14 protein-coding genes are annotated in these 17,412 nt (G+C 63.8%); 12 read left to right on the top strand and 2 right to left on the bottom strand.

Annotation, left to right across the window (positions count from 1 at the left end):
* Window positions 1-51: 51 nt before the first annotated feature.
* The gene (locus DNK59_RS20875; protein WP_110724442.1) at window positions 52-1,224 is read right to left on the bottom strand and encodes a hypothetical protein; all 1,173 of its coding nucleotides are present in this window, start codon (window positions 1,222-1,224) and stop codon (window positions 52-54) included.
* A 323-nt stretch (window positions 1,225-1,547) separates the two neighbouring features.
* On the opposite strand from DNK59_RS20875, the gene DNK59_RS20870 reads away from it, so the two are divergent.
* From DNK59_RS20870 to DNK59_RS20850, 5 genes are all read left to right on the top strand, one after another.
* A complete protein-coding gene (locus DNK59_RS20870) occupies window positions 1,548-2,489 on the top strand; it encodes a LysR substrate-binding domain-containing protein (RefSeq protein ID WP_110724441.1) in 942 nt (313 codons plus the stop codon).
* 419 nt (window positions 2,490-2,908) lie between these two features.
* Complete coding sequence (aldA, locus tag DNK59_RS20865; RefSeq protein ID WP_110724440.1) at window positions 2,909-4,333, top strand: aldehyde dehydrogenase; 1,425 nt, start codon at window positions 2,909-2,911, stop codon at window positions 4,331-4,333.
* A 142-nt stretch (window positions 4,334-4,475) separates the two neighbouring features.
* Complete coding sequence (locus DNK59_RS20860) at window positions 4,476-5,798, top strand: nitrate/nitrite transporter (RefSeq protein WP_110724439.1); 1,323 nt, start codon at window positions 4,476-4,478, stop codon at window positions 5,796-5,798.
* Between the two features lies 1 nt (window position 5,799).
* Window positions 5,800-7,017, top strand: a complete 1,218-nt coding sequence (locus DNK59_RS20855; RefSeq protein WP_110724438.1) for a mandelate racemase/muconate lactonizing enzyme family protein — start codon at window positions 5,800-5,802, stop codon at window positions 7,015-7,017.
* Window positions 7,018-7,095: 78 nt separating this feature from the next.
* A complete protein-coding gene (locus DNK59_RS20850; protein ID WP_110724437.1) occupies window positions 7,096-8,715 on the top strand; it encodes a GMC family oxidoreductase in 1,620 nt (539 codons plus the stop codon).
* Window positions 8,716-8,804: 89 nt separating this feature from the next.
* Here DNK59_RS20850 and DNK59_RS20845 read toward each other — a convergent pair whose 3' ends face one another.
* A complete protein-coding gene (locus DNK59_RS20845; protein WP_110724436.1) occupies window positions 8,805-9,452 on the bottom strand; it encodes a TetR/AcrR family transcriptional regulator in 648 nt (215 codons plus the stop codon).
* A 127-nt stretch (window positions 9,453-9,579) separates the two neighbouring features.
* On the opposite strand from DNK59_RS20845, the gene DNK59_RS20840 reads away from it, so the two are divergent.
* The 7 genes from DNK59_RS20840 (at window position 9,580) to DNK59_RS20810 (ending at window position 17,234) form a co-directional block, all read left to right on the top strand.
* Window positions 9,580-11,616: an NADH:flavin oxidoreductase gene (locus tag DNK59_RS20840; protein WP_110724435.1), complete on the top strand. Its 2,037-nt coding sequence runs from the start codon at window positions 9,580-9,582 to the stop codon at window positions 11,614-11,616.
* Between the two features lie 132 nt (window positions 11,617-11,748).
* Complete coding sequence (locus DNK59_RS20835) at window positions 11,749-13,056, top strand: Xaa-Pro peptidase family protein (protein WP_110724434.1); 1,308 nt, start codon at window positions 11,749-11,751, stop codon at window positions 13,054-13,056.
* A gap of 58 nt (window positions 13,057-13,114) precedes the next feature.
* Complete coding sequence (locus DNK59_RS20830; RefSeq protein ID WP_092314949.1) at window positions 13,115-13,921, top strand: amino acid ABC transporter ATP-binding protein; 807 nt, start codon at window positions 13,115-13,117, stop codon at window positions 13,919-13,921.
* Window positions 13,921-14,562, top strand: coding sequence for an amino acid ABC transporter permease (locus DNK59_RS20825; RefSeq protein WP_110724433.1), 642 nt, complete (start codon window positions 13,921-13,923; stop codon window positions 14,560-14,562). Before DNK59_RS20830 ends, DNK59_RS20825 begins: the two co-directional genes overlap by 1 nt.
* Window positions 14,559-15,221: an amino acid ABC transporter permease gene (locus tag DNK59_RS20820; RefSeq protein ID WP_110724432.1), complete on the top strand. Its 663-nt coding sequence runs from the start codon at window positions 14,559-14,561 to the stop codon at window positions 15,219-15,221. Before DNK59_RS20825 ends, DNK59_RS20820 begins: the two co-directional genes overlap by 4 nt.
* A 60-nt stretch (window positions 15,222-15,281) precedes the next feature.
* Entirely contained in the window at window positions 15,282-16,133 is an 852-nt protein-coding gene (locus DNK59_RS20815; protein WP_110724431.1) for a transporter substrate-binding domain-containing protein, read from the top strand.
* A 90-nt stretch (window positions 16,134-16,223) separates the two neighbouring features.
* Window positions 16,224-17,234 (top strand): Ldh family oxidoreductase, encoded by a 1,011-nt coding sequence (locus tag DNK59_RS20810; protein ID WP_110724430.1) that lies wholly within the window; start codon window positions 16,224-16,226, stop codon window positions 17,232-17,234.
* Window positions 17,235-17,412 lie beyond the last annotated feature (178 nt).

Here is a 17,412-nt window from a genome sequence, read left to right as displayed (position 1 = left end):
CTTCCTGCCAACCGCAGGAGCTGGCTTGCCAGCGAAAGGGCCGGCAAGGATTCAGAAGTAGTAGCCGATATTCACATACACCTGGTTTTCCCACTGGTTGCTGCCACCGGCTCCCAGGCTCTGGGCATAACTGCTGCCCCCGATGTACGGATCGTTCTTGCCGAACAGCCATTCGGTGGCAATCCACAGCTTGCTCAGCGAGAACGAGCTGCCGAGGATCATTCGTTGGGAGGTTTTATAGGCGCTGGCGGATTTGTCGAACGCGCTGTAGTTGGCGTACAGCTTGACCCCGCTGAGCTGGTCGAACAGGTATTTGCCGTCGACGTCGTAACTCAGGTCGGCGACGTACAGGTTGCCGCGACTGGCGACGTTGAAGGTGCCGTCGTAGCCACCCAGGGAGACCAGCTCGTCGGTGCCCGGATTGCGCGGCGACATCTGCTGGCGCGCCGCCTGCAATTGCACGCCCCACGGGCCGTTTTTACCCAGGTAGTGAACCGCCATGGCATTGCGTCGGCCGTCGTTGCCGGTGTCGTTGTTCTTCAGGGTCGAGGTCAGCCCCGAGACTCCGACTTCCGAGGCCCAGTCACCCAGCTGCACGGCCCTGGCCACGCGCAGTACCAGGGTGTTGCGTTCGCGGTTGTGGCTGCCGTCGGCCACGTAGCTGTCGGCCGAGGACACCACGCTGGAGTAGGTCCGACCGTTGCTGGTGCCCTTGCCCTGCCAGGCTGGGCGTAGGTAGTAGCCGGCCTGGAGATTCCAGTCCGCGCTTTGCTGGATGTACTTGGCTCCGACCTGTTCGATGTCCTCCAGGCCCACCACGTTGCCCAGGGTTTCGAAAAAGGTGCTGCCGAAATACGGCTGCAGGCCGAAGGGGATCTGGTTCAGGCCGACCTGTACCTGCTGCTCGGGGTTGAACCGGTAGCCGATCCAGGCGCTTTCGGCGAAGGCGACGTCACCCACCTTGTCGGTGTAGCGGTAGGGGTAGGCACCACCGTAAAAGCGGTACTTGGCGGCGCCGATCCAGGTGTCGGAGCTGTACTTGGCACTGAGGATCGCAGTGTCGAAGTTGAAGGTCTGGATATCCCGGTCCGGGTCGTAGTCCCAGCGTGCGCGAACGGCGCCGCCCAGGTCCAGGTGGTCGCTGACTTGCACGGCCAGGGCGGGGGTGGCGAGGCTGCCCAGCAGGGCCACGTTGCACAGCAGGGCGGAGGGTTTTTGAAGCATGGGGTTTTCTCCCGGATTGTTATTGTCAGGTGCGATCAACCCGGCCGCGGCAAGGGCAGCAGCCAAGGGGGGGAAAGGGCTTGCAGAACTGCGAGCGCGGTGGCTTCAGCCAGTGGCGCGCAGGGAGGCGAGGAGGAGGTGAGGCATGGGCGCTACTCGTTGTTGTTTTTGTGAAGTAGCGGCAGTGTTGCCTTGCGCCCTTGGCTCGACAAACGATTTATTCATTGCCCAGACGTGAGTAAAACGAATGTTAGTCAGATAGATTCCGCCTGTGATGGCATGCGATGCTCTGCGCCTTGTGCAGCCGTTACAGAGAGACTGTCGTGAAACGCAAGATGCCTGCGCTCAATGCGCTCAAGGCCTTCGAGGTCGCCGGCAGCACCGGCAGCTTTACCCGGGCCGCCGAATTGCTCAACGTCACCCAGAGTGCGGTCAGCCGCCAGGTCCGGCAACTGGAGGAACAGCTGGGGGAAAGCCTGCTGCAACGGCGCCATCATCACCTGGAGCTGACCAGCGCCGGGCGTGTGCTGCTGCGGGCCCTGCACCAGTCCTTCGACAAGATCGAGCTGACGCTGCGCGGCATCGCGCAGAAATCCCATACCAATCGCTTGCACCTCAACGCGCCACCGACCTTCGCCAGTCGCTGGCTGCTGCCGCGCCTGGGGCGGCTGCGCGAGCAGCACCCGGAGCTGGAGCTGAGCCTGACCACGCGTCTGCAGGACAGCCTGGCGGAAACCGCGACCCTGGATTGCGCGATTCGCTTCGGCAACGGCGAGTGGGACGGCCTGGACAGTTCGCTGCTGTTTCAGGAACGGCACATCGCCGTCTGCGCGCCTTCGCTCCTGGCCCGGGAGTCCACGGATCAGGGCATCGACCTCGGCCGCATGACCCTGTTGCATGTGTTGGCCCGGGAAGACCAGCGCTACCTGACCTGGAAGCACTGGCTGGATGCCGCGCGGATCAGCGGGGTCGATACTCAGGGCGGCTATGAGTTCGATCTTCTGGACCTGGCCATCCATGCGGCCACCGATGGCCTGGGAATCACCATTGCCGACTGGCACATGGTGGCGGCGGAACTGGCGGCGGGGCAGTTGACCCAGGTGCATAACGTGCATGTGGAAGGTCACCAGTCCTACTGGCTGGTGACGCGTCCGGCCCAGGCTCCGTTGCCGCAGTTGCAGGTGTTCAGCCAGTGGCTGCAAGAGGAAGTCTGGCTGGCGCAGCGCCAGCTTGAGCCCTCCACAGCCTCCAGGTCGCTGGGCTAGAGGCCGCGCGACCGCCTTCGTCGGCAAGCCGACTCCTACCAAAGCCCACCTGCACAACCTGCGTAGGAGCTGGCTTGCCAGCGAAGAGGCCCGTCAGGCCACCCTCATCAGTGCGTCATAACCTGCGTTTTTCGCATGTTAGTCCGCGCGATTAATCGTTTGTCCTTGTCGTGCCGGACGACAAGACTGCCAGCACTCACATAACAACAACCCGAGTGCCCAGCCATGCCGTATCCGATCCTTGCCGATTGCCCGTCGCTGCCCTTCTTCGGCGTTTCCCAGCCTTGCCCGCACGTCATCGCCATGTTTGTGGATCGCTTTGCTGTGCCCGCTCGACCACGCCAGACCCTTTGACCGCCGGGCCTGGATCGCCTCCAGGCTGCCTGCGCCATTTCTCTGCCAACGACGGGGCAACCTTCATGCAACTTGAACAGAATTTTGTTAACGGCGACTTCATCAAGCCAGCCAGCGGCGCATCCATCGCGGTTTATGACCCGGCCGATGAAAGCCTTGTGGGGCATGTTTCGGCCGCCACCCAGGAAGAGGCCCACAGTGCAGTGACCGCCGCCTGCGCGGCACAGAAAAAATGGGCGGCGCTGACCAGCATCCAGCGTGGCGATTATCTGCGTGTCTTGGCCGACGCCCTGGAAGCCCGCGCCGATTCCATTGGCCAGGCGCTGGCGGCCGAGTCGGGCAAAAGCCTGGCGGACGCCAGCAACGAGGCCCGCTACGCCGCGCAGATCACCCGTTATCATGCTGAGTGGGCGCGGCGTATCGAGGGCGAGATCATTCCCAGCGACAGCCCCGACGAGAAGCTGTTTCTGCACCGCGAAGCCATTGGCGTAGTGGCCTGCCTGATCCCGTTCAACTACCCGGTCTACACCCTGCTGCGCAAGGTCGCGCCCGCTTTGATCGCCGGCAACACGGTGGTGGTGCGCCCGAGCAACAACACGCCGCTTTCGGCCTTCGAAATCGCTCGGGCGGTGCAGCAAGCGGGTTTGCCGCCTGGAGTGGTGAACATTCTGACCATGGACCACGCCACCGCCGCCACGGTCTGCACCCACCCGGCGGTGGGCATGATCACCCTGACCGGCAGCGTCAATGCCGGGCGTATCGTGCTCGACTACTGCAAGACCAATATCGCCAAGCCATCGTTGGAACTGGGGGGCAAGACCCCGGCGATCATCGAGCCCGACGCCGACCTGGAGCAGGCCGCCAGCGCCATCGTGGCTTCCAAGACCACCCACTGCGGCCAGTTGTGCACGGCGGTGGAGCGGGTCTATGTCCACGAAAGCGTGCATCAGCGCTTCCTGGCCCTGCTCAAGGAAAAAATCGCCGCCGTGCAGTTCGGCGACCGGCGCCAGGACCCAAGCCGCATGGGGCCCCTGGTCAGCGCGGCGTCCCGGGTCGCCATTGATGGCCTGGTGCAGCGAGCCGTCGCGCAAGGTGCGGTGCTCGAAACCGGCGGTGTGATGCCGCAAGGGCCAGGGCATTTCTATCCGCCGACGCTGCTCAGCAACTGCCGCCAGGACATGGAGATCGTGCAGGAGGAAATCTTCGGCCCGGTGCTGCCGGTGCTCAAGTACCGGGATATCGATGAAGCCCTGGCCTTGGCCAATGACCACCAGTTCGGCCTGGCCTCGGTGCTCTACACCGAAAACTACCGCACCGCGATGAAAGTCGCCGGGGCCATCCAGGCCGGCGAGCTGTACGTCAACCGGACCCCGGCCGATCCCTATCAGGGCTACCACGCCGGCTGGAAACGCTCAGGGCTGGGCGGTGACGACGGCAAGCACGGCATGCTCGAGTTCACCCAGACCCGCCTGGTGGTCATGCCTTTCTAAGGCAGTTGCAAGTCATCAGCCGCAAGCCACAAGCCGCAAGCAAGAGCAGCGCAGTCGTTCTTGCCGCTTGAAGCTCAAAGCTTGCCGCTGCCCCACTAATAATAATGAGCGGCGCCGGATACCGGCGCCCGAGGGCATCGTTATGTCTAAGCATGCAGCCGATCTGATCTCGGCTCAGGATTCTGCCGGGTTGCCAGCGAGCGACAGTGACAAGGGCAGTCGGTACTTTCAACTGATGCTGCTGGTGCTGGCCGCTGGGGCGATCTACCCGATCCTCTACCTGCGCCAGGTCTACCAGACCACCATGCTTGAGGTGCTGCACATCAACCACAGCGAGCTGGGCTACCTGTACTCCATGCTCGGGACCATCTTCCTGGTCAGCTACCTGCCCAGCGGCTGGCTGGCGGACCGCATCGCTCCGCGCTTTCTGATCTTCTTCTCGCTGGTAGCCACCGGCGCCCTGGGTCTTTGGTACTCCACGGCGCCGTCTCTGACCTGGCTGATGATCATCTTCGGCTGCTGGGGGCTGACCACCGGGCTGACGTTCTGGGCCTCGGTGCTCAAGCGGGTGAAGATGATCGCCCGCCACACCGAGCAGGGGCGTTTCTTCGGTATCCTCGACGGTGGCCGTGGCCTGGTGGAAGCCTTGCTGGCGACCCTGGCCCTGGGGCTGTTCGCCCTGGCCACCGAGACTCGCGGTGAGTCGTCGGCCGAGGGGTTCCGGCATGTGGTCTATCTGTATTCCTTCACCTGCATTGCCATCGGCTGCGTCCTGGTGCTGCTCAAGGACCCCAAGTCCATGCAAGACACGGCGCCGGTGGAGCAGGGGCGTTTCAACCTGTTCAGCGACCTGGCGACCCTGGTGAAGATCCCCGAGCTGTGGCTGGTGACCGCCATCGTGTTCTGCGGTTACCACATCTTCTGGGCCACCTACAGCTTCTCCGACTACCTGCAGGGCAATGGCATGACCGCGGTCATGGCCGGCACCATCACCACCATCAAGTTGTGGATGCGGCCGCTGGGAGGCATCGGCGGCGGCTGGCTGGGCGACCGTTTCTCGAATATCTCGGTGCTGATCTTCGCCCTGTTGCTGGCCACCCTGGGCATCGTCGGGCTGATCCTGTTTCCGGCGTTGGGCAGCCTGGGGCTGTTGATTGCCACGGTGATCTTCATCGGCCTGATGACCTACGCCATCCGCGGGCTGTACTGGGCAATCCTCGATACCTGCCGGATTCCCTTGCGCATCACCGGCCTGGCCATCGGCATCGTCTCGGTGGTGGGCTACCTGCCGGACGCTTTTATTCCGCTGATCAACGGCTACCTCACCGAATATTTCCCCGGGGCCCTGGGCTACCGCCTGTACTTCGGCTACATCGCCGCGGTCGGCGCCCTCGGCACCCTGGCCGCGATCGCTTTGCGCGCTCGCGTCAAACGTACCCAACAGCATTTGCAAGCAGGAGCCTGAGATGAAAATCGTCGCCCTTGAAACCCATATCGTTGCTGTTCCGCCACCGCATATCGGCGGCATGTACTGGTTGTTCGTCAAGCTGCGCACTGCCTGCGGCATCGAAGGCGTGGGCGAGATCTATGCCGCCACCTTCGGTCCCCAGGCAATGCAGCCGATCATCGAGGACGTGTTTCAGCGCTACCTGCTGGACCAGGATCCGCACCACATCGAACGCTTCTTCCGCCAGGCCTATTCCAGCGGTTTCACCCAGCGCCCGGACCTGACCATGATGGGCGTGGTCAGCGGCCTGGAAATGGCCTGCTGGGACATCATCGGCAAGGCGGCGAACAAGCCGGTGTATGAGCTTTTGGGCGGCAAGGTCCACGAACGCCTGCGCTCCTACACCTATCTGTATCCGCAGAACAGCCGTGGTGAATACGACTACGACGATCCGGACCTGGCCGCTGAATGCGCGGTGCAGAACATGAACCAGGGCTTCACCGCGCTGAAGTTCGACCCGGCCGGCCCCTACACCGCCTACTCCGGGCACCAGCTGTCGCTGGAAGTGCTGGAGCGCTGCGAAACCTTCTGCCGCAAGATCCGCGAAGCGGTGGGCAATCGCTGCGACCTGCTGTTCGGTACCCACGGGCAGATGGTGCCGTCCTCGGCCATTCGACTGGCCAAGCGCCTGGAGCAATACGACCCGCTGTGGTTCGAGGAGCCGGTGCCGCCAGGCCAGGAGCAGGCCATGGCGCAAGTGGCGGCCAAGACCAGCATTCCGATCGCCACCGGCGAACGCCTGACCACCAAGTACGAGTTCTTCAAACTGCTGCAGGCCGGTGGTGCCTCGATCCTGCAGATGAACGTGGCGCGCTGTGGCGGCCTGCTGGAGGCGAAGAAGATCGCCAGCATGGCCGAGGTCTACTACGCGCAGATCGCGCCGCACCTGTACAACGGCCCGATCGGCGCGGCGGCGAGCTTCCAGCTGGCCACCTGCACGCCGAACTTCCTGATCCAGGAAAGCATCATGACCTGGGGCGGCTTCCACGCCGAAGTACTGACCAGGCCTTTGCAATGGGAGGACGGCTACATCATCCCGTCCAGCGAGCCGGGCCTGGGGGTGGAGCTGAACATGGACGTGGTACGCAGGCACTCGCCCTACAGCGGCGAACGCCTGCACCTGCAAATGGCCGCGAGCCCGGTCGACGTCAAGGACACCTCCCCGGCCAAGGGCTGAGCACTTCCCGCCCGGTGACGGGCAGGGCATGGGCAGCCATTGCGGCTGCCTTCAATACCATCTGAGCGGTAACCCTGCATGACATACGACTACATCATCGCCGGCGCCGGCGCCGCCGGCTGCGTTCTGGCCAACCGGCTCTCGGCCTCGGGCCAATACTCGGTATTGCTGCTGGAAGCGGGCGGCAAGGACTCATCGTTCTGGTTCAAGATTCCGGTGGGTTTCGCCAAGATGTACTACAACCCGCGTTTCAACTGGATGTACTACAGCCAACCGCAGAAACAGCTCAATGACCGGGCCATCTATGCTCCTCGGGGCAAGGTCCAGGGTGGCTCCGGCTCGATCAACGCAATGATCTACGTGCGCGGCCAAGCCCATGATTTCGACGACTGGGCGGCCGACGGCAACGACGGTTGGAGCTTCGACGAGGTGCTGCCGTATTTCCGCAAGTTGGAGAGTCACCCTCTGGGGGACAGCCCGTATCACGGCGGTAGCGGACCCATCCGCATCACCCCGATGCAGGGCCAGACTCACCCCATCTGTGATGCCTTCCTCAAAGGCTGCGAGGAGCTGGGCTACCCGCGCAGCGAAGATTTTAATGGCGCCAGATTCGAAGGCGCGGGGATCTACGACGTCAACACCCGCAACGGCCAGCGCTGCTCCAGCAGTTTTGCCCATCTGCATCCGGCGCTGAGCCGGCCGAACCTCAAGGTCGAGCATTACGCGCTGGTCGACCGGGTGCTGTTCGATGAGCAAAAGCAGCGCGCCACGGGGGTCAGTGTGACCCAGCACGGAGTGGTCCGGACCTTCAGCGCCAGCAAGGAAGTGATCCTCTGCGCCGGCGCGGTGGACACGCCGAAGATCCTGCAACTGTCCGGGGTGGGTGATCGCGAGTTGTTGGCCCGGCACCAGGTTCCGCTGGTGCGACATCTGCCGGCGGTGGGGCAGAACCTGCAGGACCACCTGTGCGTCAGCTACTACTACAAGGCCAATGTGCCGACCCTCAACGACCAGCTCAGTTCGCTGTTCGGCCAGCTCAAGCTGGGCCTGCAATACCTGCTGACCCGCAAGGGCGCACTGGCCATGAGCGTCAACCAGGCCGGTGGCTTTTTCCGCGGCGACGAAGGGCAGGAGCACCCCAACCTGCAGCTGTATTTCAACCCGCTGTCGTACCAGATTCCCAAGAGCAGCAAGGCCAGCCTCAAGCCCGAGCCGTACTCCGGCTTCCTGCTGTGTTTCAACCCGTGCCGGCCCACCAGCCGCGGCAGCATCCGGATTGCCTCGAAGAATCCTCGGGATGCGGCGCTGATCGACCCCAACTACCTGAGTACCGACAAGGACATTGCCGAGGTGATCCAGGGCAGCCGCCTGCTGCGCAGGATCATGCAGGCCCCGGCGCTCAAGGGCATCACCCTGGATGAAGTGCTACCGGGGCCGGCGGTGGCCAGTGATGAGCAGATGCTGCAGTACTTTCGCGAGAACAGCGGCTCGATCTACCACCTGTGCGGCTCCTGCGCCATGGGCCGCGACGAGCAGCGCGCGGTGGTGGACAAACGCCTCAAGGTGCATGGCCTGGCCGGGCTGCGCATTGTCGATGCCTCGATCTTCCCCAACGTCACCTCCGGCAACACCCATGCGGCGGTGCTGATGGTGGCGGAGAAGGGCGCTGATCTGATTCTTGAGGATACCTCTCGATAGACCAGCGCATGAGTTGGCGCGTCTGCGTGGTTGCCGGCCAATGATCGTCCATTCAATGGCCGCGCCCTGTTTGATTGATCCGCTTGGCTTCAATGCTGCAGTTGGGCCGATGAAAAGCCGTTGCGCTGAAAGAACCGCTCCAGCTCCCGGGGCTGGGGCTCGACGCCGGTGAAGATCTGCAGGTATTCGGGGATGTAGCGCATGCGCTGCGCCAGGGGTTCCTGGGTGTTCATGCTGATGTAGCCGATCTGGGTCAGGTAGATCGAGCGCGCGCGGGTCACGGCGGCGTCATGGGCGAAACCGAAGCGGTCGAACATGCGTGCCAGGGCCTGCACCCGCAGGGCGTCGGCTTCGCGGATGTCCTGCGCCACCTCGGGGGATTGCAGGGCCCAGCTGCGCATCGCGAACTCGAATTGCGAATCGAACAATTCGCTGTTCAGCCAGCAGTCGAAGACGTTGAGAATCGCCTCGGTGATGGATTCGGCATAGGCCTCGGACTGGGCCACCAGGCTCAGGGTGTTCTTGTTCTTCCACAGGTTCACCAGGGCGTCGAGCAGGGCTTCGCGGTCCTGGAAATACCAGTAGAAACTGGTGCGCGACAGGTTGAGTTTCTTCGCCAGCGGCATCACCCGCACGGCATCCACCCCGGATTCCTTGAGGCTCTCGTAGGCCGCGTTGAGCCAGCTCTCCAGAGAGCCGCGGCCGCCTGCTTCGGCACTGTTGCTGGTTGCTTTCATGGGGCGCTGTTTCCTTGTCCATTGGGCCTTGACGGCGGTGAATATACACCACTGTCCACGTTATTGACACTTGTGTACATTGAGGTCTATGGTCTGCCTTGCCTGATGACCTGTATGCGAGACCGATATGAAAAACGATCCGCTTCTTCAGCCTTATCGCCTCAAGCACCTGACGCTTCGCAACCGCATTATCACCACCTCCCACGAGCCGGCGTACCCCGAAGAGGGCATGCCGAAAAAATTGTACCGGGCCTATCACGTCGAGCGCGCCAAGGCTGGCGTGGCCATGACCATGACCGCAGGCTCGGCGGCGATCTCCCGCGACAGCCCTCCGGTGTTCAACAATATTCTGGCGTACAAGGACGAAGTGGTCGGTTGGATGAAGGACCTCACCGACGAATGCCACGAGCATGGCGCGGCGGTGATGATCCAGCTCACGCACCTGGGGCGCCGTACCCGTTGGGACAAGGGCGACTGGCTGCCGGTGGTGTCGCCTTCGCACAATCAGGAACCGGCGCACCGGGCCTTTCCCAAGAAGCTGGAAATCTGGGACATCGAACGCATCATCGGCGATTACGCCGACGCCGCCGAACGCATGCAGGCCGCCGGCCTGGACGGCATCGAACTGCAAGCCTACGGCCACTTGATGGACCAGTTCTGGTCGCCGCTGACCAACGAGCTGGCGGGCGCCTACGGCGGTTCGCTGCACAATCGCCTGCGTTTTACCTTCGAGGTGCTCAGTGCCATCCGCCAGCGGGTGGGGCCGGAATTCATCGTCGGCATCCGCTACACCGGCGACGAGGTCCTGGCCGGTGGCCTGGAGAAAGAGGAAGGCTTGCAGATTTCGCAGCTGCTCAAAGACAGCGGCATGGTCGACTTTCTCAACGTGATTCGCGGCAATATCGCCACCGATGCCGGGCTGACCGACATCATCCCGATCCAGGGCATGCGCAACGCCCCGCACCTGGACTTTGCCGGGGAGATTCGCGCCCTGACCGGCTTCCCGACCTTCCATGCGGCGAAGATCCCGGACGTTGCCACCGCCCGCCACGCGATTGCCTCGGGCCTGGTGGACATGGTGGGCATGACCCGCGCGCACATGACCGACCCGCACATCGTGCGCAAGATCATCGAAGGCCGTGAAGAAGAGATCCGCCCTTGTGTCGGCGCCAACTACTGCCTGGACCGGATCTACAACGCCGGCGCCGCCTACTGCATCCACAACGCCGCCACCGGGCGTGAAACCAGCATGCCGCATGAGGTGCCCAAGGCTGCGCGACAGCGCAAGGTGCTGATCATCGGTGCCGGCCCCGGCGGCCTGGAGGCGGCGCGGGTAGCCGGCGAGCGCGGGCATGAGGTGCTGGTGCTGGAGGTGGCCGACCAGCCCGGCGGGCAGGTGCGCCTGACCGCGCAGTCCGAGCGGCGCAAGGAGATGATCAGCATCATCGATTGGCGCATGGCGCAGTGCGAGCGCCTGGGCGTCAAGTTCCGCTTCAACACCTGGGCCGACGCGGCGATGGTTGTCGATGAAAACCCCGACGTGGTAATCGTCGCCACCGGCGGGCTGCCGCACACCGACGTCCTGCAGCACGGCAACCAGTGGCTGGTGTCGAGCTGGGACATCATTTCCGGCGACGTCAAACCCGGGCGCAACGTGCTGGTGTATGACGACGCCGGTGATCACGCGGGCTTGCAGGCCGCCGAGTTCATTGCTCGCAGCGGAGCCAGGACCGAGATCATGACCCCCGACCGCGCGTTCGCGCCGGAGGTCATGGGTATGAACCTGGTGCCCTACATGCGCTCGCTGCAGCGGCTGGATACCACCTTCACCGTCACCTACCGACTCAAAGCCGTGGAGCGCCAGGGCGAGCAATTGCTGGCGACCATTGGCAGCGATTACAGCGACCTGGAGAAGACCCGGCTGGTGGACCAGATCGTGGTCAACCATGGCACCCGGCCTCTGGACGAGCTGTATTTCGAGCTCCAGCCCCAGGCCAGCAACGAGGGCGCCGTGGAGTACCGGGACCTGATTGCCGGCAACCCGCAGCGGGTGCTGAGCAACCCCCAGGGGCGCTTCCAGTTGTTCCGAATCGGCGATGCGGTGTCATCGCGTAACACCCATGCGGCGATCTACGACGCCCTGCGCCTGGTCAAGGACCTCTAGCCGCCTGTTGCCGTGCCCTGAACCATAAGAAAGACAGCCGTCATCCGTTTTCCAGGTCTTTAAGTCACTGCCCCGAATGTTGGTCCGATTGGTTTTGATTAACGCAAAACTCTTCCCCACGGAGGTTGTTGCATGCACACGGATAATGATTTCACCGAGCTGCTCAATGCTGTATCCCCAAGCCCGTTGCGCTATCGCAGCGATGCCGGCGTCACCGACCATGCCTTGGCCCCGGTTGATCACCACCTGCTGGCAGCCTATGCCGCGATTGACCGGCCGGCGCTGCGCCAGTACCGCCTGGAGCGCATCCGCCAGCAATTGCGCAAGCACGATTACGCCGGCGTGCTACTGGCCGACCCGATCAACATTCGTTACGCCACCGATACCAACAACCTTGGCCTGTGGGTGATGCATTCCCCCAGCCGCTACGTATTCGTGGCCACCGATGGCCCAGTGGTGCTGTTCGAGTTCAGCAGCAGCCGGCACAACAGCGAGCCCATCGAAACCATCGACGAGATCCGTCCGGCGATCCCCTGGCTGTACTTCCTCGCCGGCCCGCGGGTCGAGGAAAAAGCCCAGCGCTGGGCCCTCGAAGTGGCTGATCTGATGACCCGGCATGGCGCTGGCAATCGGCGCCTGGCGGTGGACCGCTGCGACCCCTGGGGCGCGGAAAAACTCAAGGCCCAGGGCATCCAGCTGTTCGACGCCCAGCCGCTGATGGAGCAGGCGCGGCTGATCAAGTCGGTGCAGGAGATCGCCAGCCACCGGGTGTCGATGGATGTGTGCGACCTGGCGATTGCCCGCATGCGCGCCAGCCTGGTGCCGGGCATCACCGAAAACCAGTTGTGGAGCATCATGCATGGAACCAACGTCGCCCATGGCGGGGAGTGGGCCGAAAGCCGCCTGCTGAGCTCAGGGCCGCGCACCAACCCCTGGTTCCAGGACGCCTCGGACAAGGTCATCGAAGCCGGCGAGATGGTCTGTTTCGACACCGACATGGTCGGGCCGGGGGGCTATCTCTCGGACATCTCCCGCAGTTTCATCTGCCCCGGCAAAGCGCCGACGGCGGCCCAGCGCGAGCTGCTGGACATCGCTTCGCAGCAAATCAGCTGCAACCTCGATCTGCTGCGCCCGGGGCTGTCGTTCCGCGAATTCGCCGAGCGCTGCTGGCCGGTGCCCAAAGCGTTCGAACACAACCGCTACATGATGATGCTGCACGGCGTCGGCCTGGTGGACGAGTACCCCAGCGTGGCCTATGCGGTGGATTTTGCCGAGTGGGGCTATGACGGCCATTTCGCGGAAAACATGGTGCTCTCGGTGGAGAGTTACATCGGCGAGCAAGGTGGCCATGAAGGCGTGAAGCTCGAAGAGCAGGTGCTGATCAGCGCGACTGGAGCGGTCAAGCTCTCGCGCACCCCGTTAGTCGACGACGATCGATAACAGCGGTTGTTGCCTGATTCTTGCAGGCATGGCGTCTACCCTGTCCGGAGAAAAAACAATGAGCAGCATGACCGTGATCGACAGCGCCACCCTGGCGCCGCGCCCGGTGGCCAGTGCCGAACCTTTTCTGCGCCTGGAGGCGATTCACAAGCAGTTCGGTCCTTACCCGGTGTTGCACGACGTGTGTTTCGAGATGGCTCAAGGCGAGGTGGTGGCGATTATCGGCCCCAGCGGCTCCGGCAAGAGCACCTTGCTGCGTTGCATCAACCAGCTGGAGCCGGCGACCCGCGGCCGGGTCAGCATGGGTGGGGTGCATATCGAGGCCGGGCGCCCGCTGCCCAGGAGCGAGTTGCTCAAGCTGCGCCGGCGCATTGGCATGGTGTTCCAGTCGTTCAACCTGTTTCCCCATCTCACGGTGCTGCGCAATGTCAGCCTGGCGCAGATCCGCACCCTGGGTCGCAGCGCCGAGGAAGCGGACGCCCGTTCTTTGCAGTTGCTCGACCGGGTGGGCCTGGCGGACAAGGCCAACGCCTACCCGGCACGTTGCTCCGGCGGCCAGCAACAACGCATCGCCATCGCCCGGGCCCTGGCGCTGGAGCCGGAGCTGATGCTGTTCGACGAGCCGACCTCGGCCCTGGACCCCGAGCTGGGCCTGGAGGTACTGGCGGTGATGAAAGAGCTGGCGCGCGAGGGCATGTCGATGCTGGTGGTGACCCACGAGATGCACTTTGCCGAGACCGTTTCCGACCGCGTGGTGGTCATGGCCGAAGGACGGATCATCGAGCAGGGGCCCAGTGCCGAGGTGATGCGCAAGCCGCAGCATGCGCGGGTGGCGCAGTTTCTCCAGGCCGTGAGGAATCGCTGATGCTGGATATTCTATTGGTCCTCCTGCACGGCGTGCCCTGGACCCTGAGCGTGACCCTGGGCGCCTTCTGCATGGGCGTGGTGCTGGGTTTTCCACTCTGCGCCCTGCGCCTGTCGAAGCTGAAGTCGTGCCGTTGGCTGGCGGCGATGCTGGTGCTGACCTTGCGTTCGATTCCGCCGATCGTCTGGCTGTTCTTCATCTTCTTCGGCATCGGTGGCGGCTACCTTGCCTTGTCGCCGTTCGCCGCCGCGGTGCTGGGCCTGGGGCTGATCACCGCAGCGCACATGTCGGAGGTCTATCGCGGTGCCTTCGCGGCGATTCCCCAGGGGCAGTTCGAGGCGGCGCAGGTACTCAATCTTTCGCCGCTCCAGGGATTTTTCGATGTGCTGCTGCCGCAATTGGTACGCATCGCCATTCCCACCTCGGCCACCTATGCCATCGGCTTGCTCAAGGACTCGGCCGTGGCTTCGACCATTGGCGTCGGTGACGTCAGCTTCCAGGCCTATCAGTTGTCCCAGCAGACCTTTCAGGGACTGGGGGTGTACAGCGTGGCGGCCCTGGTCTACCTGATTCTCAGCGTGCCGGTGGCGCTAGTCTCGCGTTGGCTGGCGGCCACCCTGAAGCAGAGGGTGGCCCGATGAACGAGATCCTGACGATGTGGCTGACCTGGTTTCCCGAACTGTGGAAGGGCTTTGTGCTGTCGATGCAGGTCACCGCCGTCAGCCTGGTGCTGGGGGTGGTCCTGGGCTTGCTGCTGGCGCTGGGGGTTGCGGCAACCCGTCGGGTGGTGCGCTATCCCTCGCTGCTGATTGTCGAACTGGGGCGCGGCGCGCCAGCGTTGATCCTGTTGCAGTACGTCTATTTCGGCCTGCCCTCGGCCGGCCTGACCCTGAGTTCCTTCTGGGCGGCGGCCGTGGCGTTGGCTTACTGCACCGCGGCCTACACCAGCGAGATCATCCGCGGCGGTATCGAGGCCGTGGCCCAGGGGCAGAACGAGGCGGCCGAGGTGATCGGCCTGAACCGCTTCGACGCGCTGCGCTTCATTATCCTGCCCCAGGCGCTGCGGGTGGCCCTGCCGTCGTTGCTGGGGTTCTCGATCATGATGTTCCAGGCATCGTCGTTGTGTTTCACCATCGCGCTGCCGGAGCTCGTCAGCCGCGCCTCGGCCATCGGTTCATCGACCTTCGAGTATCTGCCGGTGCTGACCCTGGCCGGCCTGATGTATGCCGCTGTCTGTGCGCCCGCGACCCTGGGCGTGGCGGCGCTGGAGAAAAGACTGGCGCCCAGCCAGCACGCGTGACCCGTTCGTGCCGTCTTTCGGCTGCTGTTCCATTGACGCAATCCAAGCACAGGTGAAGCCATGATCCGCTCATTCAAATGCATTACCCGTTGGGTATTCCTCTGTTCCACCCTGGTGGGCGGCTCGGCCCTGCTCGGTGTACCCCTGGCCTTGGCGGACTGCAAGCCGGCCCACCAGTTCACCACCCTGACCCCGGGGGTGCTGAGCGTCGCGGCCTGGGTCTTTCCGCCCTATTCGATACCCGGGCCGGGCAACCAGTTGAGCGGGATCGATGGCGAAATCATCAAGCGTATCGCTGCCAGGGAGTGCCTGGACATCAAGCTGACGGTGGTCGACCCGGCGGCGGTGATCCAGTCGGTGATCGCCCGGCGGGCCGACGTCGGCATAGGTGACTGGTACCGTACCGCCGAGCGCAGCAAGGCCCTGGGCCTGTCCGCGCCGCTGTACCTGGACATGATGGGGATTATCTCCAGCGAGGGGTATTCGACCATCTCCGAGCTTGAAGGCAAGCGCATCGGCACGGTGCAGGGTTACCTGTGGGTCGATGATCTGAAAAAGGCCTTTGGCGACAACCTGGTGCTGTACCCCAACCCGGTGGCGATGGCGCAGGACCTGGCCTCGAATCGGATTGCGCTGGGCATCGACAGCTTCGCAGTCGGTGTGGCTTCGCAGCAGAAGGGCGCTTACCAGGGCAAGCGCATCAAAGTCTCGGAGCCTGATCCTCGGGTCAAGGCCACCTTGCAGCCGGGGCAGTCCGGTTTCCCGCACACCAAGGCCAATGTCGCGCTGGGGGTGGCGTTGAACGAAAATATCCAGGCCTTGCACGCGTCTGGGGAAATTGCCGAGATACTCGGCGCGTTCGGCCTGGATAAACAAGCCGCCAACGTCGGTACGCCGCGCCTGGTGGAATGACCTGGCCACCAAACACGCCAGCCAGGCGGCCGGCGCGGGCTTCAGGCCAAGTGCACCAGACTGTTTCGCGGTAGCCTCAGGGAGTCGTCCATGCAAGCGAGCGCAGCGTTCAAATGCCTATCGCTGGCAGAGGCCAGGGCTTTTGCCCAGGGCTGCTGCCTGAGCGCCGGCAGCAGCCGGGAAGTGGCTCGGGCCCTGGCCGAAGCCACGGTATCGGCCCAAGGCCACGGACTGGCCAGCCTGGGTTTCGAGCATCTGCTGGATTACCTGGAAGGGTTCGCCAGCGGGCGCATTGTCGGCCTGGCCGAGCCGCAGCTGACTCAGGTGGCGCCGGCGATGATTCGTTGTGATGCGCGCCAGGGCATCGCGCAATTGGGGTTCGACCAGGCCTTCGCTGCCTTGCGCGACAACACCAGGCAGTTGGGCATCAGCCTGTTTGCCCTGCACAACGGCTTTACCTGTGGCGAACTGGGCTATTACACCCGGCGTCTGGCTGGCGAGGGGTTGGTAGCGCTGGCCTTCTGCAATGGCCCGCCGTTATTGACCGTGGCCGGCCAGCGCCAGCCGATGTATTCGACCAACCCCCTGGCGTTCGCCGCCCCCTGCGGTGACGGGCCTTCGCTATTGATCGACCAGGCCAGTAGCGCCACGGCCTTCGTCAACATCCTCAAGGCTGCCGAGGCCGGGGAGGCGATCCCCCAAGGCTGGGCAGTGGATGCCCAGGGCGCTGCCACTCTGAGCGCCCGGGAGGCCATGCACGGCGCCTTGCTGGCATTCGGTGGCAGCCGCGGGGCCAACATTGCCTTGCTGGTGGAAGTGCTGGCCGGCGGTGTTACCGGGGCCAACTGGTCGCTGGATGCGCCCGACTTTCGCAGCGGCGGGCAGTCGCCCGGAGCAGGGCTGCTGGTGATCGCCATCGCCCCGCACCTGCTCGATGAACAGTTCGAGAACCGACTGGGACAGCAGCTGCGGCGTCTGCAACGTCTGGGCGTCCACCCACCCGGACGGGCCAAGCAGCAAGCCTGGGTCCGGGCGCAAAAAGAAGGGATTCGCTTGCCCATGGAGCTGTATCGGCAGCTAGGGGACATGTTTCGGGTTTAGCGGCAGTGGCCTGCTGACAACGGATGGTGCTCAGAGCCTGGCTGGTAGCTTTAACCGGGCACACGTCGACAGCGGTGGTGATGGTGTTCATCGCGGGGGGTCTTGAAGCCGACCGAGGGGCAGAAACGCTGATCGCTTCGGACGCCCATGCTGACTGTTTGAGCAATGAGTGCAGACC

It is taken from the genome of Pseudomonas sp. TKO26 (assembly GCF_003225665.1).
GTDB classification, from domain to species: Bacteria; Pseudomonadota; Gammaproteobacteria; order Pseudomonadales; family Pseudomonadaceae; genus Aquipseudomonas; species Aquipseudomonas saponiphila.
This window is presented reverse-complemented; position numbering and strand designations above follow the sequence as displayed.

Coding starts and splice junctions, on each gene's coding strand:
- DNK59_RS20875 (WP_110724442.1), bottom strand. CDS start 1,224: ATGCTTCAAAAACCCTCCGCCCTGCTGTGCAACGTGGCCCTGCTGGGC.
- aldA (WP_110724440.1), top strand. CDS start 2,909: ATGCAACTTGAACAGAATTTTGTTAACGGCGACTTCATCAAGCCAGCC.
- DNK59_RS20860 (WP_110724439.1), top strand. CDS start 4,476: ATGTCTAAGCATGCAGCCGATCTGATCTCGGCTCAGGATTCTGCCGGG.
- DNK59_RS20855 (WP_110724438.1), top strand. CDS start 5,800: ATGAAAATCGTCGCCCTTGAAACCCATATCGTTGCTGTTCCGCCACCG.
- DNK59_RS20850 (WP_110724437.1), top strand. CDS start 7,096: ATGACATACGACTACATCATCGCCGGCGCCGGCGCCGCCGGCTGCGTT.
- DNK59_RS20845 (WP_110724436.1), bottom strand. CDS start 9,452: ATGAAAGCAACCAGCAACAGTGCCGAAGCAGGCGGCCGCGGCTCTCTG.
- DNK59_RS20840 (WP_110724435.1), top strand. CDS start 9,580: ATGAAAAACGATCCGCTTCTTCAGCCTTATCGCCTCAAGCACCTGACG.
- DNK59_RS20835 (WP_110724434.1), top strand. CDS start 11,749: ATGCACACGGATAATGATTTCACCGAGCTGCTCAATGCTGTATCCCCA.
- DNK59_RS20830 (WP_092314949.1), top strand. CDS start 13,115: ATGAGCAGCATGACCGTGATCGACAGCGCCACCCTGGCGCCGCGCCCG.
- DNK59_RS20825 (WP_110724433.1), top strand. CDS start 13,921: ATGCTGGATATTCTATTGGTCCTCCTGCACGGCGTGCCCTGGACCCTG.
- DNK59_RS20820 (WP_110724432.1), top strand. CDS start 14,559: ATGAACGAGATCCTGACGATGTGGCTGACCTGGTTTCCCGAACTGTGG.
- DNK59_RS20815 (WP_110724431.1), top strand. CDS start 15,282: ATGATCCGCTCATTCAAATGCATTACCCGTTGGGTATTCCTCTGTTCC.
- DNK59_RS20810 (WP_110724430.1), top strand. CDS start 16,224: ATGCAAGCGAGCGCAGCGTTCAAATGCCTATCGCTGGCAGAGGCCAGG.